Genomic DNA, 22,220 nt, shown 5'->3' on the forward strand with positions numbered 1-22,220 from the left:
CCAATTACTTGAGTTCGACCGTGGCGCCAGCGGCTTCGAGGTCCTTCTTGAACTTCGCAGCGTCATCCTTCGATGCAGCTTCCTTCACGACGCCACCGGCTTCGGTGAGGTCCTTCGCTTCCTTCAGGCCCAGGCCGGTGATGGCGCGGACGGCCTTGATGACGTCGACCTTCTTGTCGCCAGCGGACTTGAGGATCACGTCGAACTCGGTCTGCTCTTCAACAGCAGCAGCCGGGCCGGCAGCAGCAGCAGCGGCAACCGGGGCAGCAGCCGAGACGCCAAAGGTGTCTTCGATCGACTTCACCAGTTCCATGATTTCCATCAGGGACTTGGCCTTGATGGCTTCGACGATCTGTTCGGTGGTCAGGGTGGACATTGTTTCGTACCTTTTAAAAGTTTCGATGAGAAAAGTCGGCGAACTTAGGCGGGTTCGGCTTCAGCCGGGGCTTCTGCGGCGACATCGCCACCACCCTGCTGATCGGCCACTGCCTTGACGGCGCGTGCGAACATCGCAGCCGGTTCGGACAGGACGCGAGCCAGCATAGCCAGCGCTTCTTCGCGGGTCGGCAGCGACGCGAGCACGTCGACGTGCGCGGCCGGAAGGAGCTTGCCTTCCACCGACACGACCTTCGGCACGAGCTTGTCGTTTGCCTTGGCGAATTCCTTGATCACACGCCCGGCGGCACCGGGCTCTTCCAGCGAGAACGCGTAAAGCAGCGGACCGACCAGGGCGTCCTTGACGACCTCGAATTCGGTACCGGCCACGGCGCGTGCGGCAAGCGTGTTCTTGACAACTTTCAAGAAAACGCCCGACTCACGAGCCTTCTTACGCATCGCGGTCATCTGGGAGACCGTGGTGCCCGCGTATTCGGCGGCGACCAGGGAGTGAGCCTTCGCGGCGATTTCTGCCAGCTCGGCGACTACTTCTTGCTTCTGGGACAGATTGAGAGCCATTGCACTCCTCCAATTGAACTCCGCTCACGACTCCTGCCGCTTGCGGTCCTGGGGCGACATCATCCTGACGTCGGGGACGGATGTCCCGGGGGTGGTGGCCTTTCCAGATTCGAAACGAATACCAGAAGGGGCTGCACCATCTACGCCGGCTGGGCTGGATGGCCCGATTAAGCGAACCCGCTTGCGACGACGGCGTTTCCTTGCCAACACGAGCTCCCTGCTCGTCGCCATCGCGCGCGATCCGCGCCTGCGGTCTTTGACGGCTGCCGCGGTCTTGCAACCCGGCTGCCCTCAAAAACGTGCCCTCGCCGGCGAACCGGCGAGGGTCGTAACACTTACTTGGCCGAAGCGTTCACGGTCGAGGTATCGACCGGCACGCCAACGCCCATGGTGCTCGACAGCGACACCTTCTGGATGTACTGACCCTTCGCAGCCGCCGGCTTGGCCTTCAGCAGGTCGCCGATCAGCGCGTTCAGGTTGTCCGCCAGCTGGGCAGCGTCGAAGCTGGCCTTGCCGATGGTGGCGTGGATGATGCCGCCCTTGTCGTTACGGAACTTGACCTGGCCGGCCTTGGCGTTCTTGACGGCCGTGGCGACGTCGGCGGTGACCGAGCCGTCCTTCGGGTTCGGCATCAGGCCGCGGGGACCGAGCACCTGGCCGAGCTTACCGACGACGCGCATGGCGTCCGGGGTCGCGATGACGCGGCCGTAGTTCAGGTCGCCAGCCGCCATCTTCTCGGCGAGGTCGTCCATGCCGACAGCGTCGGCACCGGCGGCGAGAGCGGCGTCAGCCTTCTCACCGGCGGGCACGAACACAGCCACGCGAACGGTCTTGCCGGTGCCGTGCGGCAGCAGCGAGGAGCCGCGGACGCCCTGGTCCGACTTCTTGGCGTCGATGCCGAGGCGGACGGAAACGTCCACGGACTCGGCGAACTTGGCCTTGGCGTTGTCCTTGACGATCTTCAGGGCTTCGTCGAGGCCGTAGGTCTTGCCCGGCTGCACAGCGGCCGAGGCGGCCTTCATACGCTTGGTGATCTTTGCCATGTCTTAACCCTCTACCACCAGACCCATGGAACGCGCGCTGCCGGCGATCGTACGCACGGCGGCATCCAGATCAGCAGCCGTGAGATCCGGCTCCTTCGCCTTCGCGATTTCCTCGAGCTGGGCGCGGGTGACCTTGCCAACCTTGTCGGTGTTCGGCTTCGGCGAGCCCTTGGCCACGCCCGTGATCTTCTTGAGGAGGATCGAGGCCGGCGGGGTCTTCGTGATGAAGGTGAAGGTACGGTCCGAATAGGCCGTGATCACGACCGGGATCGGGAGACCCGGCTCGAGCTTCTGCGTGGCGGCATTGAACGCCTTGCAGAATTCCATGATGTTCAGGCCGCGCTGGCCGAGGGCGGGGCCCACCGGCGGCGACGGGTTGGCCTGACCGGCCTTCACCTGCAACTTGATGTAACCAATGACTTTCTTTGCCATTCTTCTTTCCTCGCGAGTGCGTGCGCCTTGCGGCTCCTCGCTGTTGAACCATCCCTGGAGTAATGGGGACCGCGCTTGCGAACCCCTGAAACACGGACACACCGGAGCACAGAGCTCCAGCGTGAACCGGGCATTATAGGCACTCGGCCCGGGTTAAGCAAACCCCGGGACGCTGGAAGCGGGGGTTACCCGCCTCAGGCCTTCTCGACCTGGCCGAACTCGAGCTCGACCGGGGTGGAACGACCGAAAATGAGGACCGCGACGCGCAGGCGGCTCTTTTCGTAGTTGACTTCCTCGACAACGCCGTTGAAGTCGTTGAACGGGCCGTCGGTGACGCGAACCATCTCGCCAGGCTCAAAGAGAACCTTCGGACGGGGCTTCTCGACACCTTCGCGCACGCGGCTGAGGATGGCCTCGGCCTCGGTGTCGCGGATCGGGTGCGGACGATCGGCAGTGCCGCCGATGAAGCCCATCACCTTCGGGGTTTCCTTGACCAGGTGCCAGCATTCGTCGTCGATTCGCGGCGTCTTGCCGTTGGTATCGGTTTCGATCTGGACCAGGACATAACCCGGGAAGAACTTGCGCTCACTGCGGCGCTTCTGGCCGCCGCGCATCTCGATGACTTCCTCGGTCGGGACCAGGATTTCACCGAACTTTTCTTCCATACCCTCACGCACGACGCGTTCGGTCAGGGCCTTGCGAACCTGCTGTTCGAAACCCGAATAGGCGTGAACCACGTACCAGCGCTTGCTCATGCCTTACCTCAATGTCCGAGCTTCAGCAGCCAATCGAGCACAACCGACTTAAGCAACCAGTCGATCAGGCCCATCAGCAGCGAAAGAATGATGACGACCACAATGATGATACCGGTGGTCTTCAACGTTTCGTCACGCGAAGGCCAGACGACCTTGCGCAACTCGAACTGCGATTCGGAAAGGAATCCGCGCAGTTTACGACCCGGCGCCGTGAAAGCACCGATCGCCAGGGCGGCGGCAACGGCGACGATGACACCGAGCCCGCGCGCGAAAGACGGCACGCTCGGGTTATCGGCGTAATAGTAGAAGCCGGCGATGCCGGCTGCGAGCACGATGAAGGCAAGCAGGAGCTTACCGATGTCGGCAGGGCTCGCGCCCTTGGCTTCTTGTGCCTTCGTGTTCATGCGTGCTCGAAAGTGGCACGCCAGGAGGGACTCGAACCCCCAACCTGCGGTTTTGGAGACCGCTGCTCTGCCAATTGAGCTACTGGCGTACTGATGGAACGGTTGAACCACGAGGGCGGCCAGTCAGTGACCGGGCCGCCCCGCAGCGGGAGGCCAGCCCCAGGGGGCTGGCTTCACGAGGTATTACTTGACGATCTTCGCCACGACGCCGGCGCCGACGGTGCGGCCACCTTCGCGGATAGCAAAGCGCAGGCCTTCGTCCATGGCGATCGGGAAGCCCAGGGTCACCGAGATCTTCACGTTATCGCCCGGCATCACCATCTCGGTGCCTTCCGGCAGCTTGATGGAGCCCGTCACGTCCGTCGTACGGAAGTAGAACTGCGGACGGTAGTTGCTGAAGAACGGGGTGTGACGGCCGCCTTCGTCCTTCGACAGGACGTAGATCTCGCCTTCGAACTCGGTGTGCGGGGTCACGGTGCCCGGCTTGGCCAGGACCTGGCCACGCTCGACGTCTTCACGCTTCAGGCCGCGGACCAGCACGCCGACGTTGTCGCCAGCCTGGCCCTGGTCGAGCAGCTTGCGGAACATTTCCACACCGGTGACGGTGGTGTTCTGCGTCGCCTTCAGACCCACGACTTCGGCCGCGTCGCCAACCTTGACGATGCCGCGCTCGACACGACCGGTCAGCACGGTACCGCGACCCGAGATCGAGAACACGTCTTCGACCGGGAGCAGGAACGGCTTGTCGATGTCACGCTCCGGCTGCGGGATCCAGCTGTCCAGCGCGTCGACCAGCTTGATGATCGACGGCACGCCGATCTCGGACTGGTCGCCGTCGAGGGCGAGGCGGGCCGAACCCGAGATGATCGGGGTGTCGTCGCCCGGGAACTCGTACTTCGACAGCAGTTCGCGAACTTCCATCTCGACCAGCTCAAGGAGCTCCGCGTCGTCGACCATGTCGGCCTTGTTCAGGAACACGACGATGTACGGCACGCCGACCTGACGCGAGAGCAGGATGTGCTCGCGGGTCTGCGGCATCGGGCCGTCAGCGGCCGAGCACACCAGGATCGCGCCGTCCATCTGGGCGGCACCGGTGATCATGTTCTTGACGTAGTCAGCATGGCCCGGGCAATCGACGTGACCGTAGTGACGGGTCGGCGATTCGTATTCCACGTGGGCGGTCGAGATCGTGATACCGCGCGCCTTCTCTTCCGGCGCTGCGTCGATCGAACCGTAGTCCTTGAACTCACCACCGAAACGCTCGGCACCGACCTTGGTCAGCGCGGCGGTCAGCGTGGTCTTGCCATGATCGACGTGGCCGATGGTGCCGACGTTGACGTGCGGCTTGGTGCGTTCGAACTTACCCTTTGCCATGAGCCTTAAACTCCGCTGGAGTCAATAAAAATAGAGAAAAAAGGAACCGTCGCGGACGACGAAGTGGTGCTCATGACTGGAATCGAACCAGCGACCTCTTCCTTACCAAGGAAGTGCTCTACCGACTGAGCTACATGAGCACATGACGCAGCGCGCGGAGAATCAATGGAGCGGGAGACGGGAATCGAACCCGCACAATCAGCTTGGAAGGCTGAAGTTCTACCATTGAACTACTCCCGCACTGCGCGGAACTCGTCTGGTGGAGGAAGGTGGATTCGAACCACCGAAGGCGTAAGCCAGCAGATTTACAGTCTGCCCCCGTTGGCCGCTTGGGTATTCCTCCAACAAAGAACGCCTATTGTCGCGAGCACCCTGGAAACTGTCAACAACTTCCGCACGTAAAAAACACGTGCGATGACGGTTTCGGAACGCCCCGACACCCTCTCCGGTACGGGAGGCCGGAAGGTGGGCCGCGCATCATACATGCGCCGCGCAGCGCTGGGAAGATCCCGGTGGGATGGGCCTCAGGTTTCGCGGGTCTTCTGCACCAGCGGTTCCATCGCCCGCGACATTTCCATCAGCTTCAGCGCGTACTCCTGCAGGCGCAGGTCACGCTCCTCCACGGGCTTCCACGAGGGCACGGCGGTGGGCTTGCCGCCGTCGGGCTTGTCCATCGCGACGAAGACCATGACGCAGCTCGTCGCCAGCCGCGGCTCGCCACTGCGCAGATCGCGCGCCAGGACGTCCACGGCCAGGTGCATGCTCGAGGTACCCGTATGGATCAGCCGGGCGCGCACGGTCACGAGGTCACCGATCAGGATCGGCGCCAGGAACTGGATGCCGCTGACCGACACGGTGACGCAATACGCACCGCTCCAGCCCACCGCACAGGCGTAACCCGCCTGATCGATCCACTTCATGACCATGCCGCCGTGCACCTTGCCACCAAAATTCACGTCGGTCGGCTGGGCAAGGAAACGGAATTCAACGTCGCGCTGGGTACCGGGCATGCCCTTACCTTGCTGAGGAAAGCCGTCATTATGACGCCGCGACGGCTTGTCGCGGCGGGCTGGCAGGCATAGATTCGGCCTAACCCTCCCCTGGAGCCACCCATGGTCCTTCGCAGCGTCGCCTCGCGGCTTGCCCTGGGCGTGCTCCTGGGTTCGGCCCTGGTGCTGGTGGTCACCGGCGGCCTGCTGCTCAACCACACCCGCGACCAGATGCTCCAGCAGACCCAGCGCGAGGCCGCGGCCGTCTCGGACGCCGCTGCGACGCGCATCCAGGGCCGGATCGATGGCGTCTCCAAGGTGGCCCAGGTCGTGGCGGGCGTGTTGAGCAGCCGGCGCGACCAGGCCGCGTCGGTCATCCACGACATCCTCGCCGTGAACCCAGAGCTGGTCGACGTCAGCGCCGCCTTCATCCCGCGCGACGTGAACCACCTCAGGCCTGAGGACGCCCCGGTCGCCCGACGGCAAACGGATGGCGAGCTGGTCCTGGGCGATCGCCTCGCCGACGCCGAGCCTTACTGGAGCTCGCCCTGGTTCGTTCGCGGCCTGAACTGCGACCACGGCTGCTGGCAGCCGCCGTTTCGCTCGGCCACCCGCAACGAAACGCTGATCGGCTACTCGGTGGCCATCCCCGGCAAGGACGTACCTGTGATCGGCGTCGCCGACGCCACCATCAGCCTCGGCTGGCTCCAGCAACTGCTCGGCGAACTGGCCAAGCCCGACCACGCCTCGGCCTTCGTCGCCGACGCCAATGGCGAATTCCTCGCCCACGACTGGCGCTCGTACATCGGCACGCGCGGTAGCAAGCCGCTGCTGGAGGCCATCGCGCGCAACCAGAACCCCGTACGGATCACTCCCGAGGACGGTGGCCGCGTCAGCGAGCCGGTGTGGGTCTATTTCGTGCCGATCCGCGGCACCCACTGGACCTTCGGCCTGAGCATGCCCGAGCGCGCGGTGCTCGCCGACCTGCGGCGCACCTACCTGGTCGACGTGCTACTGGGTTTCCTGGCCCTGGTCGGCGTGTCCGTGATCACGCTGGTCATTACCCGGCGGATGATGGCGCCGCTTTCCGTGCTCGCCGACCGTGCCGAAAACGTGTCACGCGGCGACCTCGACTTCCAGCTTCCCGAAGTGCGCCGCAACGACGATGTCGGACGGCTGACCCGCTCGTTCGACCAGATGCGCCACCAGCTGGCCGGGCACATCGAGACGGCGCAGCGCATCGCGCGCGAACAGGCGCGCATGACCAGCGAGCTGGAGATCGCCGGGCAGATCCAGCTCGCCCTGATCCCGGAACCGCACTGGCTGGCCGACGACGGCCGGCTCGAGGTGCACGCCGCGCTGCGCCCTGCCAGCGCCGTCGGCGGGGACCTGTACGTGTATTTCGCGCTTGGCGCGAAGCATGTCTGCGTCATGGTCGGCGACGTCTCGGACAAAGGCATCCCCGCCGCGCTGTTCATGGCGCGGACGATCACGCTGGCACGCACCATCGCCACCCACGCACGCTCGCCCAGCGACATCCTTGGCTCGCTCAACCGCGAGCTGTGCAAGGGCAACGACACCTGCATGTTCGTCACCCTGCTGTGCGGCGTCATCGAGACGGAAAGCGGGCTGCTCTCGCTCGCCAGCGCCGGGCACGAGCAGCCGGTGCTGCATGCCGGCGGCAGTGCCATCCTCGTCGACGTGGAAACCGGCCCCGCGCTCGGCCTCGACCGCGAAGCGCGCTACCCTGTCCGCGTACTCACGTTGCTGGGGGGCGATACCTTGCTCATGTACACCGACGGCGTCAGCGAGGCCCACGCGGGCAACCAGCGCCTGTACGGCACGCACGCGCTGCTCGACAGCGTGGCGCGGGTCGACGAAGGGGCCAGCCCGGGCGCGTACGTGGAACGCGTGCTGGAGGACGTGGACGCCTACACGGCGGGTGCACCGGCGTACGACGACATCGCCCTGCTCGCACTCACCTGGCATGACACCGGCGTAGAGGGGGCGCGGCTGCATGCGGTTGTGCATTCCTAATCGACTGGAGGACGTGTTCCAGGCCCTGGAACACGCCGAATCCACCCTCGACCGTGCCGACGTGGACGACGCGTGTCGTGCCGACGTCCGTCTCGTGCTGGAAGAGCTGCTGGTGAATACCGTGCGCCATGGTTATCCGGACGGGCGCGCCGGCACCATCGAGATCAAGCTCGAAGCGCGCACCGACGCCGTGCGCCTGGAGCTGCGCGACGACGCGCAACCGTTCAATCCCCTCGACCACGAACCACCCGACCTGCCCGGCGACATCGCCGATCGCGAGGTCGGCGGCCTCGGCCTTCACCTGGCGCGCAGCATCGCCAGCGATTTCGAATATGCCTGCGACGCACGTGGCAATCGCGTCATCATCCGTTTCGACCCCACCCAGTCTGACGAGCGTTCCCCATGACCCTTATCGTCCGCAGCGAAAGCCCCACGCCCGAGCGCAGCACTGTCTGGCTCGAGGGGCGACTCGATGCCAATTCCTTCGTCGATTTCGACGAGACCATGCGTGACGTCACGCCGATGGTCGACAACAACGGCACCCTCGTGCTCGATCTTTCCGCGCTGGAATACATCAGCAGCGCCGGCCTGCGCAGCATGGCGCAATTGCGCAAGCAGATGCACGACCGCGGCGGCCGCACGCTGCTGGTGAATCCGCAACCGCAGGTGCGCAAGGTGTTCGATATCGTCAAGGCCGTGCCGGTCGCCGAAGTGTTCGCCAGCGTCGCCGAACTCGACCAGTACCTCGATCACATCCAGCGCACCGTCGCCGGCCAAAGCTAACCCGCACCCCGGCTTTTTTGTAGGAGCGCGCCCGCGCGCGACCCAACCCGCCCCAGCCCTACCCTTCCCCACCACCCTTCCCCACCGCTTTACCCCTTCCCACTATCCACGAGATTCCCCCGCAACATCTCCAGCTGCGCCTTCACCCCCGCCAGCGTATCGATGTCGCACGACATGGCGCAGAACAGGTCGACCGGCACGTCGGCCGCCTTCTCCTGCAGGGCGCGCCCCGCGTCGCTCAGCGTCACGATCACCTGCCGCTCGTCCTGCGCGCTGCGGGTGCGCTCAACCAGCCCGGCAGCCTGCAGGCGCTTCAGCAGCGGCGTGAGCGTGGCCGAATCGAGGAAAAGCTTCTCACCCAGCTCCGAGACCGTAAGCCCGTCGCGCTCCCACAGCACCAGCATGGCCAGGTACTGCGGATACGTCAGATCGAGCTTCGCGAGCAGTTGTCGATACACCTTGCCCATGGCCAGGTTGGCCGAATACAGGGCAAAGCAGAGCTGACCGTCGAGGGTACGCGGGGGCTGCACGCCTGCGGGAAGGGATGTCTTGCTCATACGCGGAATGTAGGGACGCCCCGAATCGATTGCAAGCGATTGAATTGTGCGAAGGAAACCTGACCCTTGCCATTGCTAGAATCGCCGATCACCCGCTACCCGCCGTCGATCGCCATGAACCAGTCCTCGCCCTACCCCATCGGCACGCCAGGCCAGCCCTGGGGCCCCGCCGACGTTGCCACCTGGCGCTCGCAGCAGGCGAAGCAGCGGAGCTATGCCGACGATGTGCTTAGGGCCATCGATGCGTTGCGCACCACGTTCGACGTGGCCGGCTACGGCGCGCTGGATTACGGCAACGAGCACTACCCGCTGGTCGCCGTGCGCACGCGCGACTGGCAGGATGCCCTGCCCGTGATGCTGGTGACCGGTGGCGTGCATGGCTACGAAACCAGCGGCGTGCACGGTGCACTGCAGTTCCTTCGCGAGCATGGCCAGGACTACGCCGGCCGCGCCAACCTGCTGGTGGTTCCGTGCGTCAGCCCGTGGGCGTACGAGCGGATCCACCGCTGGAATCCGGACGCCATCGACCCCAACCGCAATTTCCGCGAAGGCAGCCCGTCGGGCGAAGCCGCGGCGTTGGTCGCGCTACTGGCCCCGTTGCACGGCCGCGTCGTCATGCACATCGACCTGCACGAGACCACGGATTCGGACGAGTCGGAGTTCCGGCCCGCCCTCGCCGCACGCGATGGCAAGGACTACGAGCCGGGCGAGGTGCCCGACGGGTTCTATCTCGTGGACGACAGCGCGAATCCGCAGCCTGCGTTCCAGCAGGCGGTGATCGAGGCCGTGGCGAAGGTGACGCATATCGCGCCGGCCGACGCCCAGGGCGACATCATCGGCTCGCCGGTGGTGGCGCACGGCGTGATCGAATATGCGTTGCGCGACCTGGGGCTGTGCGCGGGCATGACCGGCGCGCGCTACACGACGACCACCGAGGTCTATCCGGACAGCCCGCGGGCGACGCCACGGCAGTGCAACGACGCCCAGGTAGCCGCCATACGCGCAGCCATCGACTACGCGCTGACGCCCCTGTAGGAGCGCGCCTGCGCGCGACCGAAATACCTCAGACGTTGAATCGGAAGTGCAGCACGTCGCCTTCCTTGACGAGATAATCCTTGCCTTCCAGCCTGAGACGACCGGCTTCCTTCGCGCCCTGCTCGCCCTTGTACTTGATGTAGTCGTCGTAGGCGACGGTTTCGGCGCGGATGAAGCCGCGCTCGAAGTCGGTGTGGATGACACCGGCGGCCTGCGGCGCGGTGGAGCCCGCACGCACCTGCCACGCACGCACTTCCTTCTCACCGGCGGTGAAGTAGGTCTGCAGGCCGAGCAGCTTGTAGCCGGCGCGAATCACGCGGTTCAGGCCCGGCTCGTCGAAGCCCATGCTCTCGAGGAATTCTACGCGGTCGGCCTCGTCCATCTGCGACAGCTCTTCCTCGATCGCCGCGCACACCGGCACCACTTCCGCACCCTCTTCCACGGCGCGCGCACGCACGGCGTCGAGGTGCGGGTTGTTCTCGAAGCCGTCCTCCGCCACGTTGGCGATGTACATCAGCGGCTTCATGGTGATCAGGAACATGTCGCGGACGAGCGCCTTTTCCTCGGCGTCGAGGCCGGCGGCACGCGCGCTCTTGCCCTGGTCGAGCGCCTTGGCGAGCTTCTCGAGCACCGGCTTGCGGGCGAGCGCGTCCTTGTCGTTGGCCTTGGCCGAGCGCGTCGCGCGATCCAGTGCCTTCAGCACGGCCTCGAGGTCGGCCAGCGCCAGCTCGGTATCGATGGTTTCGATATCGGCGATCGGGTCGACCTTGTTCGCCACGTGGATGACGTTGCCATCCTCGAAGCAACGCACGACGTGCGCGATGGCGTCGGTCTCGCGGATGTGCGCGAGGAACTTGTTGCCCAGGCCTTCGCCCTTCGACGCACCGGCGACGAGGCCGGCGATGTCGACGAACTCCATCGTGGTCGGGATGATCTTCTGCGGCTTCACGATCGCCGACAGCGCATCCAGGCGCGGATCCGGCACCGGCACGATGCCGGTGTTCGGCTCGATGGTGCAGAACGGGAAGTTGGCCGCGGCGATGCCGGCCTTGGTCAGCGCGTTGAACAGGGTGGACTTGCCGACGTTAGGCAGGCCGACGATGCCGCATTTGATGCCCATGAGCGAGAGACCGTTGAGAGTTGAGAGTTGGGAGTACCGAGTAAAAGCCAGGGCCGAGGGTCGCTACGCTGTTGCTCGTAACTCTCAACTCGATACCCGGAACGCTCTTACGTCACCGTATGCAGCCGTTTCATCGCTTCGTCGAACTTCCCCGACAGCGCCAGCGGCAGCACGTCGAAGGCACGTCCGAGGCCGGCCATGATGGCGTCTTCGTCTGCCGCGTTGGGACGCCCGAGGACCCATGGCGTCACCTTGTCGCGATGCCCCGGGTGGCCGATGCCGACCCGCAGGCGATGGAACTTGCCGTGGCCGAGGTGGGCCATGATGTCGCGCAATCCGTTCTGGCCGCCGTGGCCGCCGTCGAACTTCATGCGGATGGTGCCGGGCGAGAGGTCCAGTTCGTCGTGGGCGACGAGGCACTCTTCCGGCTCGATCTTGTAGTAGCGCAGCGCCGAGGTGACGGCGATGCCGCTCTTGTTCATGAACGTGGCTGGTTTCAGTAGCCAGACCGTTTCGCCGCCGATGCGCAGCTTGCAGGTTTCGCCGTGCAGCTTGCCATCGAACGACCAGCGCTCGCCCTGGTCCATGGCGAGGGCGTCGACACACCAGAACCCGGCGTTGTGCCGGGTCCTGACGTATTCGGCCCCGGGGTTACCGAGGCCGACGATAAGACGGATGGAAGCCATCGGGCAGAACGGTGCCAGCCGCGGCGCATGGCGCCGCGGCTGGCGGGCCGATTACTTCTTCTCTTCGGTCGGGGCGTCGCCTTCGGCGCCTTCGACGGTCGGATCGACTTCTTCCTGGATCTGCGCAACGGTGACGACGGCAACGTCGTGCTCCTTGCCCAGGCCCAGTTCCGGGATTTCCACGCCGGCCGGGAGCTTGAGGTCCGACAGGTGGACGATGTCACCGGCAGCCAGCTTGGACAGGTCGAGTTCGATGAACTCCGGCAGGTCCTTCGGCAGGCAGGAAACGGTCACTTCCGTCAGGTTGTGCGAGATGACCAGGCCGGCCGTCTTGCCCGCCGGGCTCTTTTCCTGGTTCAGGAAGTGCACCGGCACGGCGACGCGAACGGCTTCGTTCTCGTTCACGCGCTGGAAGTCCATGTGCAGCATCAGCTGCTTGAACGGGTGCTTCTGCCAGTCCTTGATCAGGACCTTCTGGGTCTTGCCGTCGACGGTCAGTTCGATCACCGACGAGTAGAACGACTCGAAACGCGAGCCGAGCAGCACGTCGTTGTGGAGGACCTGGATCGCCTGCGGGGCATCGCCCGCGCCATAAACGATCGCCGGCACGTAGCCCGCAGTACGAAGGCGGCGGCTCGCACCCTTCCCTTCGATCTTGCGGCTCGTGGCCGAAAGCTTGTGATTGGTAGCCATGATGGTGTTGCCTCAAGTAAACCGCCTTACGGCGGAGGTGAAGGGCCTCCCCGCGACCAGGGAAGCCCGAAAAAACGGTGGGTCAGTCGATGTAGAGCGAGCTCACCGATTCGCCATAGGCGATGCGGCGGATCGTCTCGGCGAGCAGTTCCGCGACCGACAACTGGCGGATTTTCGCACAGTTACGGGCGTTATCGCGCAACGGGAGCGTATTGGTGACCACCAGCTGGTCGAGCTGGGAGCTGTCCAGGTTGGTGATCGCGGCACCCGAAAGCACCGGGTGGACGCAATAGGCGACGACCTTGCGGGCGCCCTTTTCCTTCAACGCGGCCGCGGCGGCGCACAGGGTGCCGGCGGTGTCGACGATGTCGTCCACCAGCACGCAGGTCTTGCCTTCCACGTCGCCGATGATGTTCATGACCGTGGCCACGTTCGCCTTCGGGCGGCGCTTGTCGATGATCGCCAGGTCGGCGTCGTCCAGGCGCTTGGCGAGCGCACGCGCACGCACCACGCCACCGACGTCCGGGCTGACCACGATCAGGTCATCCATGCTGTGGTGCCGCCAGATGTCGGCCAACAGCACCGGCGAGGCGTACACATTGTCGACCGGGATGTCGAAAAAGCCCTGGATCTGGTCGGCGTGCAGGTCGATCGTCAGCACGCGGTCCGCACCGGCGGTCGCGATCATCTTGGCGGCCAGCTTCGCCGTGATCGGCACGCGCGCCGAACGCGGGCGACGATCCTGGCGGGCATAGCCGAAATACGGCATCACCGCGGTGACACTGCCGGCCGAGGCGCGCTTGAGCGCGTCCACCAGCACCAGCAGGTCGAACAGGTTTTCCGCGCTGGGCGCGCCCGTCGGCTGGATGACGAACACTTCCTGCTTACGGACGTTTTCCTCGATCTCGACCTGCGCTTCGCCGTCGCTGAAACGGCCGATCAGTGCCTTGCCCAGCGGGATGCCCAGGCGGGCGGCAACATCGTCGGCGAGCGCACGGTGCGCATTACCGGAGAAAAGCATCGGGGTGGACGTGTCCACGAGGACTCCTGGAAAGACAGTGAGGTGGGATCGGTGCTTTGCCACCCGTGAAGGTGGCTGGGGCGGCAGGATTCGAACCTGCGCATGCGGGAATCAAAATCCCGTGCCTTAACCAGCTTGGCGACGCCCCAACAATTTAGTCCGGCCTTCCCTTGCGGGGACGTGCCATGGCTCTGCCGCAGCCCGCGGCCCATTCCGTCCTTACTTTCATCCCCTCATGCCCATCCGCGCACGCGTCGACAGCAGCGGCGAAGGATCGACACCCGCCGCCACGTGGGCCGTAAAGCCGGTGGGACAGCGCGAAGCGACCGCCAGGGCCGCTTCGAAGGTCCTTGTTTCCAGGAACACACAACCGCCGCTGCCGGAAAGGCGCGCGTGGCCGAAGCCCGCCAGCCAGTCCAGCGCCGCAGCCACCCGGGGATGGCGCGCGCGAACGACCGGTTCGAAGGCATTCTCTGCCGAATCCCCGGAAACAAAGGCCGAAATTGTCGCCCGCGGGGCATTTCGTGTCAATTCGGGCGCAGCGAACAAGGCCGGGGTCGGCACGTGCTCGGCCGGGTCCACGACCACGTACCAACGGCGCGGCAGGCGGATCGCCTCGAGCTTTTCGCCCACCCCCTCGGCCCAGGCCGAGCGGCCACGGACGAACACGGGCACGTCCGCACCCAGTTGCAGGCCCAGCGCGGCCAGCGCATCCTCATCCAGGCGCGTGTCCCAGAGGGTGTTGAGACCGACCAGTACCGTCGCCGCGTCCGAACTGCCGCCGCCCAGGCCACCGCCCATGGGGATGCGCTTGGCGACCTCGATCTCGGCGCCCAGCGCCGTGCCCGTGGCCTCCGCGAGCAAACGCGCGGCGCGGACGGTGAGGTCTGATGCCTCGGGCACGCCGGGGACCTCCCGGGGACGGGTAATGACCCCATCGGCGCGCACGCGCAGCCGGACCTCGTCACCCCAGTCGAGCAGGCGGAAGACGGTTTGCAGCTCGTGGTAACCATCCGGCCGGCGGCCGACGATGCGCAGGAAGAGGTTGAGCTTCGCCGGGGCCGGCCAGGCGGTCCAGTCGCCCAAGGCAAGCGGGGCCAGGGCCCGGCTCATGAACACCCGGAGGTGGTCGGGGAAGCCGTTGTCGCGATCCCGGGCCAGGGCCTCGGCGAACTCGGGTGCGCGCTTGTCGACCACGGCGAACCCGTGCTTCGCGTAAAACGGCGCGTTCCACGGCACGTCGGCCAGCGTGCCGAGGTCGACCCGGGCGTAGCCGGCTTCACGCGCCCACCCGCAGGCATGCTCGAGCAGCGCCGCGCCGATACCCTTGCCACCGAACGCCGGCAGCACATCGATCTCGGCGATGCCGATCGACCCCGGGTTGCCGTCGGTATCGAGGCAGACGAAGCCGACCACCTCGCCGTCGACGAGAGCGACCCAGGCCAGGCCGCGGGTGATCAGCTGGCGGACGACGTCCACCGGCAAGGACATGCCCGAGTAGGACGGCCACGCTTCATGGCCACGGAACAGCTCCACAGCGGCCCGCTCGATCGCGCACAGGCGCTCGGCGTCGTCGGGGTGGGCTCGAACGATCGAAACATCCATCAGCGGCCCAGCTTCCAGTCCTCGATCGCCAGGCGCACCTTGAACGGGGGCTTCTCCGCGAAAACCTTAACCGGCATCGGCGGCTGGCGGGTGGCATCCCACTGGCGGTAATCGACCGTCCAGCCATCCTGGACAAGCTGCGAGGGCAGCTTGTCGTCGCCGAAGCGAATATCCGCCGGGCCACCATCGGCACGCAGGCCGAGCACCCAGCGCTTCAGTTCCACCATCGGGATCTGCCAGCCCACCGCTTGCGCCATCAGCGTCTCCGCATCGGGGCCGCTGCGGGTGCCACCGTCCAGGCCTTCCAGCTGCGCACCTTCCGGGCCGCCGGTGAGACGGAAACTGCGCCCGGTAACCGGCGCGCGCACGGTGAAATCGTAACGCTCGCCGTCCTGGCGCCAGGTCAGCGTGCCCGAACCGGAATTCTCGCCATCCGACACCGACAGCTTGCCCTGCAGCGTCCAGTGCGACGTGTCCGCCAGGTCGTGCTCACGCTGCTCCTGCTGGCCCATCGTGACGACATCGCCTTCGCGATGGACCACAGGCCGCGTCGGCGCGCATGCCGCCAGCAAGGCTAGCGAGACAACAGGAAGAAACCGAAACCAACGAATCATGCAAAACCCATGTAGGAGCGCGCCCGCGCGCGACAGAAACCGAACCGCATGCCCAGGCATGCGAAAGCGTGTGCGAAACAAAGCGTGTACCAAACCAAGCGCGTGCCAGACAAAGCATGTGCAAAAGCACGTCACCCGCTCAGGGCTTCAGCGTCTGCTCGGTCTTCTGCAACGACGCGTTCTTCGGATCGATGCGGCGCACTTCGTTGAGCACCTTGCGCGCTTCGTCACGCTCGCCGCGCTGCCAGAGCACCTCGGCCAGGTGGACGCCGATGTCGCCGTCCTTCTGCTTCGCCCATGCACCGCGCAACGTCCGCTCGGCCTGGTCGAGCTGGCCCTGGCGGAACTGCAGCCAACCCCACGAGTCCGCGACCGACGGATCGTCCGGGCGTGCCGAGCGCGCCACCTGCAGCAGCGACTGCGCCTCGGTAAGGTCGCGTCCGTTGTCAGCCAGCGTGTAGCCCAGCGCATTGCTCGCTTCGACATCGCCGGGCTTGAGTTCGAGCACCTTGCGGAAGTCCGCCACCGCCGGGTCGATGCGCCCGGCTTCGGCCAGAGCAAGGCCGCGCGCGTAAAGCATGTCGGTGTCGTCCGGCTTCACCCGCAGCGCCTTGTCGTAGGCATCGACGGCCGCGTCGAAGCGACGCCCGTCCATGTACAGCTCGCCATCGACGGCAAAGGCCTTGACCAGCAACTCGGGACGATCGGCGTAGCTGGTCTGCAGCTCGGCGACGATCTCGTGCGCATCGTCGTCCTTGCCCTGCACGTGCAGGATCACCGCACTGCGCACGGAGGCATCGAAGATGCGCGGATCGTCGTCGGTCACCGCCGCATACCAGTCGAGGGCATCTTCCTTGCGATCGAGCAACTCCGCGAGCTGGCCGAGGGTGAAGGCGTTCTGCGCCTGGACGTCATCCGACTGGTGTCGAATCTCGTCGTAGAGTCGCCGCAACGCGCCCTTGTCGGCGGCCCGTGCGGCCAGGCTCATCCGGAACGCATAGGTATCGGCATCCTGCGGGCCAGCGGCGAGCACCCGTGCGGCGCCCTTCTCGTCGCCGGACTGGGTCAGCACCGTCGCGTAGGCCAGGCGCAGGCGTGGGTTTTTCGGCTCCTTCGCGACGGCCTTGGCAAACAGCGCCAGCGCCCCCGCCTTGTCGCCGGCATGGAATTTCTTCTGCGCCGCCCAGCCATAGGTGGTCCCGTCGTGGAAACGCTTCTGGGCTTCGTCGCCGATCTTCTGCGCGTAGTCGTGGCGGCCGAGGTTCTCACCCAGCTCGGCCATGGCCAGCCACGCCGACGAATCGTTGGGCAGGCGCTGCGGGGTCGCGATGCGCTCGAGCAACTGGCCGGCCTGGGCCGCGTCGCGAGCCTGCACCAGGGTGCGACCGAAGGCACGCCAGGCATCCGGGTCGCCGGAGCCGACCAGGATCTCCAGCTGTCGCGAGGCGTCGTCGGTGTCGCCACGGTCCAGCGCCAGCCGCGCCCTGCCCTCGGCCAGTTGGGCCGGGGTCGCGCCCAGGCTGGCCCAGCGCGTCAGCGCCCGGTTCGCCGCGGCCTGGTCATGGATCGCCAGGGCGAGCTCGGCCGCCCGGCTGGCCACCTTGGGGTCGTCGCTGAGCACGCAGGCGTTGCCATACGCTTCCGACGCCTTCGCGAGGTCGTTCGAGGCCAGCGCGAAATCGCCAGCCATCAACTGGGCCTCGAGGTCGCGCTCGGGGGGTACGATGGCCACGTGGAGCCGATCCAGGGGCTGGACGCCGGTCCGCACCTGCCGGGGCTGCGCGGCCGGCGGTGAAGCGGTGGCGCAACCTGCGATGGCCGCCACGGCACCCATGAGGACCACAAAATGCCGCAGTTGCTTGAACTTGGACCCAGCGGTCAGCACACTACTCTCCGTTGTTTTCCTGGTCCGACAGGGCCGTGCAATCGCCCGAAGCCTTGTCAGCGCACAATGCGCCCTAAGCTTAGCCGACGCCACCCCTCGCCGAGCGCCTGCCTGACATGCCACTGATCGCCCTCGGGCTTAACCACCTCACCGCGCCGGTCAGCCTGCGCGAGCAGGTGGCGTTCGACGCCAGCGTGGCGCCGGATGCCCTTGGCGACCTCACCCGCCAGCCAGGCGTCGAGGAGGCGATGATCCTCTCGACATGTAACCGCACCGAGCTTTACGTCAGTGTGACCGACGGCTTCGAGGCGGTGCCGGGCCAATGGCTGTCACGCCAGCACCGGTTGACCCCGCAGCGGCTCGATGAGTTCCTCTACCGGCACGAAGAACAGGACGCCGTCAGGCACATGTTCCGGGTGGCGACGGGGCTGGACTCGATGGTGCTGGGCGAGCCGCAGATCCTTGGCCAGGTCAAGGATGCCTACCAGCAGGCCCGCGGCGCGCAGACCCTGAAGGCGCCGATGGAGCGGCTGCTCCAGCACACCTTCGCGGTCGCCAAGCGGGTCCGCACCGATACCCGGATCGGCGCGCACACCGTGTCGGTGGCCTATACCGCGGTACGCCTGGCCGAGCAGGTGTTCACCGACCTGCGCCAGGCCTGCGTGCTCCTGATCGGCGCCGGCGAGACGATCGAACTGGCGGCCCGCCACCTGGCCGACAAACAGGTCCGCCGCCTGATCGTCGCCAACCGCACCCTGGAAAACGCCCAGGAGCTGGCCGGTCGCTACAGCGGCTACGCCATCGCGCTGGCCGACCTGCCGCGCCACCTGGCCGAAGCCGACATCGTGATCAGCTCCACCGCCTCGCGCCTGCCGGTGGTCACGAAGGCGATGGTCGCCGATGCGATCGTCCAGCGCCGCCGTCGTCCGATGTTCATGGTCGATATCGCCGTGCCGCGCGACATCGAGGCCGACGTCGCCACCCTGAACGACGTCTACCTGTACGGCATCGACGACCTCAAGCAGGTCATCGACGAGAATCGCCGCTCACGGGAAATGGCCGCCCGCGAGGCCGACGCGATCATCGACCTGCAGGTCGAGCGCTACATGTCCTGGCGCCGCGCCCTCACCCTGCGCAACCCCGCGGTGGACATGCGCGTGGCCGCCGAGGCCCAGCGCGACGAGGTGCTGGCCAAGGCCCAGGCCATGCTGGCCAGGGGTCGCAGCGCCGACGAGGCGCTGGCTTTCCTGGCCAATACCCTGACCAACAAGCTGCTGCACGCCCCCAGTGCCCGCCTTCGCGACGCCGCGCTTTCCGGCGACCTGGACCTGCTCCATGCCGCTGGCCGGCTCTACGGACTGGACCCGGACGACGACGTTTCCGCATGATGTACGGCTACGCCGTCCTTCGTGCCTGAAATGACCCCCTCGATCCGCCGCAAACTCGAAGCCCTCGCCGAACGCCACGAAGAGGTGGGGCTGATGCTGGCCCAGCCCGACGTGCTGGCCGACGGCAACCGCTTCCGCGAGCTGTCCCGCGAATACGCCCAGCTCGAACCCGTCACCCTGTCGCTGAAAGAGCACGACGAGGCCGAGCGCGAGCTGGCCGACACCCGCGCCATGCTCGACGACCCCGACATGCGCGAGATGGCCGTCGACGACATCGCACGGATCGAGCGCCGGCTGCTCGAACTGGACAGCGAGCTCCAGGTGCTGCTCCTGCCGAAGGATCCGCGCGACGAAGGCAACCTGTTCCTCGAAGTGCGCGCCGGCACCGGAGGCGACGAGGCGGCGATCTTCGCCGGCGACCTGTTCCGCATGTACGCCCGCTACGCCGAACGCCAGCGCTGGCACGTGGAGATCCTCAGCGCCAGCGAGGGCGAACACGGCGGCTACAAGGAAGTGGTGGCGCGCATCGAAGGCCGCGGCGCGTATTCCCGGCTGAAGTTCGAGTCGGGGACGCATCGCGTGCAGCGCGTGCCGGAAACCGAATCGCAGGGCCGCATCCATACCTCGGCCGCCACGGTCGCCATCCTTCCCGAGCAGGACGAAGTCGGCGAGATCGAGATCCGCGATGGCGACCTGAAGGTCGACACGTTCCGCGCGTCGGGCGCGGGCGGCCAGCACGTGAACAAGACCGACTCGGCCATCCGCATCACCCACCTGCCCACCGGCACCGTGGTGGAATGCCAGGACGAGCGCAGCCAGCACAAGAACCGCGCCCGCGCGATGAGCCTGCTGAAGGCGCGCCTGCTCGACGCCGAACGCAGCAAGCAGAGCGCGGCGCAGGCGGAGTCCCGCCGGCTGCAGGTGGGTTCGGGCGATCGCAGCCAGCGCATCCGCACCTATAACTTCCCGCAGGGGCGGATTACCGACCACCGGATCAACCTTACGCTGTACCGGCTACCCGAGGTGCTCCAGGGCGATATGGATGAGCTGGTCGATACCCTGACGCGTGAGAACCAGGCTGACGAACTGCAGAGCCTGACTGAGCACGGCTGATGGGGGAGGTGGGGCTGATGGGGGGTGAGGCCACGGCGATCGCGCGCGGGCGCGCTCCTACAGGGCTTGTAGACAGTTGTTGGGGCATGATTGGGGTATCTCCGCCAGGACATACCCCCGATGGGCAAGAAGAAAAAGCAGTACGAGAACGCACTCGAAGACCTGCAGGTCGAGCTCGTCGGGCTGACCCGCTGGCTGCGCCGCAAGGGCAAGCGCATGGTGGTGATCTTCGAAGGACGCGACGCCGCCGGCAAGGGCGGCACGATCAAGGCGATCACCGACAAGCTGGACACCCGCGCGGCGCGCGTGGTCGCGCTGGGCAAGCCCACCGACGAAGAGAACGGCCAGTGGTACTTCCAGCGCTACGTGCCGCACCTGCCCTCCGCCGGCGAGCTCGTGCTGTTCGATCGCAGCTGGTACAACCGCGCCGTGGTCGAACCGGCCATGGGTTTCTGCACCCAGGAGCAGTACGACGCCTTCATGAAGGCCTGCCCCGCGTTCGAGAAACTGCTCACCGACGACGGCATCCTGCTGTTCAAGTACTGGCTGGCCGTCGACCAGGCCGAGCAGGAAGAACGCTTCGCCGAGCGCGCAGCCGATCCGCTGAAGCGCTGGAAGCTGTCGCCGGTGGACATCAAGGGACGCAACGAATACGAGGCCATGGGCGACCTGCGCGACGCGATGATCCAGCGCACGGATGCCCGCGACGCGCCGTGGTTCGTCGCCGACTTCAACGACCAGAAGACCGGCCGGCTCAACCTCATCCGCCACCTGCTCGACCAGATCCCCGACAAGCTGACGCCGGACGAGGAAGTCGACCTGCCCGCGCTGAAGGGCAAGCCGAAGAAGGACAAGGTTACGGCGAAGGCGGCAAAGGTACCGAAGGTCTATTGACCCGGCGCGCGGGCGGCGGCCGCTTCGGCAACCGCCCGCTGCGCGACAGGCGTAGCCACTGGCGCATCGCCAGCAGACCGCCTACCACTTCGATCATCGCCGCCGGCACCCACATGATCACGCCGCCGATCAACTGACCGGTAAGCACGTTCATGGTGAAAGCCCGGCCGCAGACTTCGAAGATCGGATACAGGTCAGCCTTCGAGAACGTCACGATGGCACCGGCGACAATCTGCGGAGTCATCGTGAACGCGGGAGACAGCACGCGGATGCCGGGCGTCATGCGCCCCGGCGGCTTCGGCCGGTGGTCGAGGACGAGCCACCAATAGGCCAGCCCCGATAGCATCATCGACCAGTTCATGAAGCGGTAGATCCGCCAGTCGAGCATGGCCAGCGTCTGCATGTCGGGGATCAGCCAGACGAGGATGAAGCCGACGAAGGCGATCGTGACCAGCGCCGGGTTCAGCAACACGCCCGCCAGTAAGCGCCACGCCACCGAGCGCGACGCACGGCGCAAGCGCACCCGCCACGCCAGCGGTAACCCGGCCCACAACACAGGGCCCGGGTAGGACGCCATCAGCAGCAGCGGGGCGAGATGGTGCAACAACACCTGCTGGATGCGATGCATGAAGAACTCATGCTCGAAGAAATAATCCAGATAGGAGTGCAGCGAGACATAGACGATCGCCATGCCGGTCCAGAACGCCGCGCGCCGCGCCGCGGGCAGGCGCACCCGCCGCCCCCCCGCGACATAGAGCATGGCGATCGCGACGAACACCACGAGGAAGCTCCAGGAGAACTCCCACGGGACGATCCACTTCAGCAGCCCCCCGGCCAC

General features: G+C 66.2%; 24 protein-coding genes and 5 tRNA genes. 7 read left to right on the plus strand and 22 right to left on the minus strand.

Going from position 1 to position 22,220, the window contains the following annotated elements:
• Positions 1-4 precede the first annotated feature (4 nt).
• The 12 genes from rplL to KPL74_12615 form a co-directional block, all read right to left on the minus strand.
• Positions 5-376 carry a 50S ribosomal protein L7/L12 gene (gene rplL, locus KPL74_12560; GenBank protein ID QWT18576.1) on the minus strand — a complete coding sequence of 124 codons (372 nt, stop codon included), beginning with the start codon at positions 374-376 and terminating at the stop codon, positions 5-7.
• Positions 377-420: 44 nt separating this feature from the next.
• Positions 421-954 (minus strand): 50S ribosomal protein L10, encoded by a 534-nt coding sequence (rplJ, locus tag KPL74_12565; protein ID QWT18577.1) that lies wholly within the window; start codon positions 952-954, stop codon positions 421-423.
• A gap of 335 nt (positions 955-1,289) precedes the next feature.
• Entirely contained in the window at positions 1,290-1,997 is a 708-nt protein-coding gene (gene rplA, locus KPL74_12570) for a 50S ribosomal protein L1 (protein QWT18578.1), read from the minus strand.
• Between the two features lie 3 nt (positions 1,998-2,000).
• Positions 2,001-2,429: a 50S ribosomal protein L11 gene (gene rplK / locus KPL74_12575; GenBank protein QWT18579.1), complete on the minus strand. Its 429-nt coding sequence runs from the start codon at positions 2,427-2,429 to the stop codon at positions 2,001-2,003.
• Between the two features lie 194 nt (positions 2,430-2,623).
• Complete coding sequence (nusG, locus tag KPL74_12580) at positions 2,624-3,184, minus strand: transcription termination/antitermination protein NusG (protein QWT18580.1); 561 nt, start codon at positions 3,182-3,184, stop codon at positions 2,624-2,626.
• A gap of 8 nt (positions 3,185-3,192) precedes the next feature.
• Positions 3,193-3,588: a preprotein translocase subunit SecE gene (gene secE, locus KPL74_12585; GenBank protein QWT18581.1), complete on the minus strand. Its 396-nt coding sequence runs from the start codon at positions 3,586-3,588 to the stop codon at positions 3,193-3,195.
• Positions 3,589-3,601: 13 nt separating this feature from the next.
• Positions 3,602-3,677: transfer RNA gene (locus KPL74_12590), tRNA-Trp, on the minus strand.
• A 94-nt stretch (positions 3,678-3,771) separates the two neighbouring features.
• A complete protein-coding gene (gene tuf / locus KPL74_12595; protein QWT18582.1) occupies positions 3,772-4,962 on the minus strand; it encodes an elongation factor Tu in 1,191 nt (396 codons plus the stop codon).
• 64 nt (positions 4,963-5,026) lie between these two features.
• Positions 5,027-5,102: transfer RNA gene (locus KPL74_12600), tRNA-Thr, on the minus strand.
• 26 nt (positions 5,103-5,128) lie between these two features.
• Positions 5,129-5,202: transfer RNA gene (locus KPL74_12605), tRNA-Gly, on the minus strand.
• Between the two features lie 17 nt (positions 5,203-5,219).
• Positions 5,220-5,305: transfer RNA gene (locus KPL74_12610), tRNA-Tyr, on the minus strand.
• Positions 5,306-5,486: 181 nt separating this feature from the next.
• The gene (locus KPL74_12615) at positions 5,487-5,972 is read right to left on the minus strand and encodes an acyl-CoA thioesterase (GenBank protein QWT18583.1); all 486 of its coding nucleotides are present in this window, start codon (positions 5,970-5,972) and stop codon (positions 5,487-5,489) included.
• Between the two features lie 102 nt (positions 5,973-6,074).
• On the opposite strand from KPL74_12615, the gene KPL74_12620 reads away from it, so the two are divergent.
• From KPL74_12620 to KPL74_12630, 3 genes are read left to right on the plus strand one after another with little or no spacing between them, the layout of a single operon-like run.
• Positions 6,075-7,988: a SpoIIE family protein phosphatase gene (locus tag KPL74_12620; GenBank protein QWT18584.1), complete on the plus strand. Its 1,914-nt coding sequence runs from the start codon at positions 6,075-6,077 to the stop codon at positions 7,986-7,988.
• A gap of 13 nt (positions 7,989-8,001) precedes the next feature.
• A complete protein-coding gene (locus tag KPL74_12625) occupies positions 8,002-8,394 on the plus strand; it encodes an ATP-binding protein (protein ID QWT18585.1) in 393 nt (130 codons plus the stop codon).
• Positions 8,391-8,771, plus strand: a complete 381-nt coding sequence (locus KPL74_12630; protein ID QWT18586.1) for an STAS domain-containing protein — start codon at positions 8,391-8,393, stop codon at positions 8,769-8,771. The genes KPL74_12625 and KPL74_12630 overlap by 4 nt, the downstream gene beginning before the upstream one ends.
• Positions 8,772-8,860: 89 nt before the next feature.
• Here KPL74_12630 and KPL74_12635 read toward each other — a convergent pair whose 3' ends face one another.
• Positions 8,861-9,328 (minus strand): MarR family transcriptional regulator, encoded by a 468-nt coding sequence (locus KPL74_12635; protein QWT18587.1) that lies wholly within the window; start codon positions 9,326-9,328, stop codon positions 8,861-8,863.
• Between the two features lie 66 nt (positions 9,329-9,394).
• On the opposite strand from KPL74_12635, the gene KPL74_12640 reads away from it, so the two are divergent.
• Positions 9,395-10,363, plus strand: a complete 969-nt coding sequence (locus tag KPL74_12640; protein QWT18588.1) for a M14 family metallocarboxypeptidase — start codon at positions 9,395-9,397, stop codon at positions 10,361-10,363.
• A 28-nt stretch (positions 10,364-10,391) separates the two neighbouring features.
• On the opposite strand, the gene ychF is transcribed toward KPL74_12640, so the two are convergent.
• The 8 genes from ychF to KPL74_12680 all read right to left on the minus strand — a co-directional run bounded on the left by ychF (position 10,392) and on the right by KPL74_12680 (position 17,834).
• Complete coding sequence (gene ychF, locus KPL74_12645; protein QWT18589.1) at positions 10,392-11,483, minus strand: redox-regulated ATPase YchF; 1,092 nt, start codon at positions 11,481-11,483, stop codon at positions 10,392-10,394.
• 107 nt (positions 11,484-11,590) lie between these two features.
• Positions 11,591-12,169: an aminoacyl-tRNA hydrolase gene (gene pth, locus KPL74_12650; protein ID QWT18590.1), complete on the minus strand. Its 579-nt coding sequence runs from the start codon at positions 12,167-12,169 to the stop codon at positions 11,591-11,593.
• A 51-nt stretch (positions 12,170-12,220) separates the two neighbouring features.
• Positions 12,221-12,862: a 50S ribosomal protein L25/general stress protein Ctc gene (locus KPL74_12655; protein ID QWT18591.1), complete on the minus strand. Its 642-nt coding sequence runs from the start codon at positions 12,860-12,862 to the stop codon at positions 12,221-12,223.
• An 82-nt stretch (positions 12,863-12,944) separates the two neighbouring features.
• Positions 12,945-13,883 carry a ribose-phosphate diphosphokinase gene (locus KPL74_12660; protein ID QWT22613.1) on the minus strand — a complete coding sequence of 313 codons (939 nt, stop codon included), beginning with the start codon at positions 13,881-13,883 and terminating at the stop codon, positions 12,945-12,947.
• Between the two features lie 72 nt (positions 13,884-13,955).
• Positions 13,956-14,032, minus strand: a tRNA-Gln gene (locus KPL74_12665).
• Between the two features lie 76 nt (positions 14,033-14,108).
• Positions 14,109-15,488, minus strand: a complete 1,380-nt coding sequence (gene ispE, locus KPL74_12670; protein ID QWT18592.1) for a 4-(cytidine 5'-diphospho)-2-C-methyl-D-erythritol kinase — start codon at positions 15,486-15,488, stop codon at positions 14,109-14,111.
• The gene (gene lolB, locus KPL74_12675; GenBank protein QWT18593.1) at positions 15,488-16,102 is read right to left on the minus strand and encodes a lipoprotein insertase outer membrane protein LolB; all 615 of its coding nucleotides are present in this window, start codon (positions 16,100-16,102) and stop codon (positions 15,488-15,490) included. The genes ispE and lolB overlap by 1 nt, the downstream gene beginning before the upstream one ends.
• A 139-nt stretch (positions 16,103-16,241) precedes the next feature.
• Positions 16,242-17,834, minus strand: a complete 1,593-nt coding sequence (locus KPL74_12680) for a tetratricopeptide repeat protein (GenBank protein QWT18594.1) — start codon at positions 17,832-17,834, stop codon at positions 16,242-16,244.
• Between the two features lie 269 nt (positions 17,835-18,103).
• Here KPL74_12680 and hemA point away from each other — a divergent pair, with 269 nt between their 5' ends.
• The 3 genes from hemA (at position 18,104) to ppk2 (ending at position 21,382) form a co-directional block, all read left to right on the plus strand.
• Complete coding sequence (gene hemA, locus KPL74_12685; protein QWT18595.1) at positions 18,104-19,375, plus strand: glutamyl-tRNA reductase; 1,272 nt, start codon at positions 18,104-18,106, stop codon at positions 19,373-19,375.
• Between the two features lie 30 nt (positions 19,376-19,405).
• Complete coding sequence (prfA, locus tag KPL74_12690) at positions 19,406-20,488, plus strand: peptide chain release factor 1 (protein ID QWT18596.1); 1,083 nt, start codon at positions 19,406-19,408, stop codon at positions 20,486-20,488.
• A gap of 120 nt (positions 20,489-20,608) precedes the next feature.
• Positions 20,609-21,382 carry a polyphosphate kinase 2 gene (ppk2, locus tag KPL74_12695; protein ID QWT18597.1) on the plus strand — a complete coding sequence of 258 codons (774 nt, stop codon included), beginning with the start codon at positions 20,609-20,611 and terminating at the stop codon, positions 21,380-21,382.
• On the opposite strand, the gene KPL74_12700 is transcribed toward ppk2, so the two are convergent.
• Positions 21,345-22,220, minus strand: coding sequence for a cytochrome c oxidase assembly protein (locus tag KPL74_12700; GenBank protein ID QWT18598.1), 876 nt, complete (start codon positions 22,218-22,220; stop codon positions 21,345-21,347). The genes ppk2 and KPL74_12700 overlap by 38 nt on opposite strands.

This window comes from Bacillus sp. NP157, assembly GCA_018889975.1.
Lineage (GTDB): Bacteria > Pseudomonadota > Gammaproteobacteria > Xanthomonadales > Rhodanobacteraceae > Luteibacter.

Coding starts and splice junctions, on each gene's coding strand:
- KPL74_12655 (QWT18591.1), bottom strand. CDS start 12,862: ATGGCTACCAATCACAAGCTTTCGGCCACGAGCCGCAAGATCGAAGGG.
- rplA (QWT18578.1), bottom strand. CDS start 1,997: ATGGCAAAGATCACCAAGCGTATGAAGGCCGCCTCGGCCGCTGTGCAG.
- KPL74_12615 (QWT18583.1), bottom strand. CDS start 5,972: ATGCCCGGTACCCAGCGCGACGTTGAATTCCGTTTCCTTGCCCAGCCG.
- pth (QWT18590.1), bottom strand. CDS start 12,169: ATGGCTTCCATCCGTCTTATCGTCGGCCTCGGTAACCCCGGGGCCGAA.
- KPL74_12630 (QWT18586.1), top strand. CDS start 8,391: ATGACCCTTATCGTCCGCAGCGAAAGCCCCACGCCCGAGCGCAGCACT.
- rplL (QWT18576.1), bottom strand. CDS start 376: ATGTCCACCCTGACCACCGAACAGATCGTCGAAGCCATCAAGGCCAAG.
- ppk2 (QWT18597.1), top strand. CDS start 20,609: ATGGGCAAGAAGAAAAAGCAGTACGAGAACGCACTCGAAGACCTGCAG.
- hemA (QWT18595.1), top strand. CDS start 18,104: ATGCCACTGATCGCCCTCGGGCTTAACCACCTCACCGCGCCGGTCAGC.
- tuf (QWT18582.1), bottom strand. CDS start 4,962: ATGGCAAAGGGTAAGTTCGAACGCACCAAGCCGCACGTCAACGTCGGC.
- nusG (QWT18580.1), bottom strand. CDS start 3,184: ATGAGCAAGCGCTGGTACGTGGTTCACGCCTATTCGGGTTTCGAACAG.
- prfA (QWT18596.1), top strand. CDS start 19,406: ATGACCCCCTCGATCCGCCGCAAACTCGAAGCCCTCGCCGAACGCCAC.
- rplJ (QWT18577.1), bottom strand. CDS start 954: ATGGCTCTCAATCTGTCCCAGAAGCAAGAAGTAGTCGCCGAGCTGGCA.
- KPL74_12620 (QWT18584.1), top strand. CDS start 6,075: ATGGTCCTTCGCAGCGTCGCCTCGCGGCTTGCCCTGGGCGTGCTCCTG.
- KPL74_12660 (QWT22613.1), bottom strand. CDS start 13,883: ATGCTTTTCTCCGGTAATGCGCACCGTGCGCTCGCCGACGATGTTGCC.
- lolB (QWT18593.1), bottom strand. CDS start 16,102: ATGATTCGTTGGTTTCGGTTTCTTCCTGTTGTCTCGCTAGCCTTGCTG.
- secE (QWT18581.1), bottom strand. CDS start 3,588: ATGAACACGAAGGCACAAGAAGCCAAGGGCGCGAGCCCTGCCGACATC.
- ispE (QWT18592.1), bottom strand. CDS start 15,488: ATGGATGTTTCGATCGTTCGAGCCCACCCCGACGACGCCGAGCGCCTG.
- ychF (QWT18589.1), bottom strand. CDS start 11,483: ATGGGCATCAAATGCGGCATCGTCGGCCTGCCTAACGTCGGCAAGTCC.
- rplK (QWT18579.1), bottom strand. CDS start 2,429: ATGGCAAAGAAAGTCATTGGTTACATCAAGTTGCAGGTGAAGGCCGGT.
- KPL74_12635 (QWT18587.1), bottom strand. CDS start 9,328: ATGAGCAAGACATCCCTTCCCGCAGGCGTGCAGCCCCCGCGTACCCTC.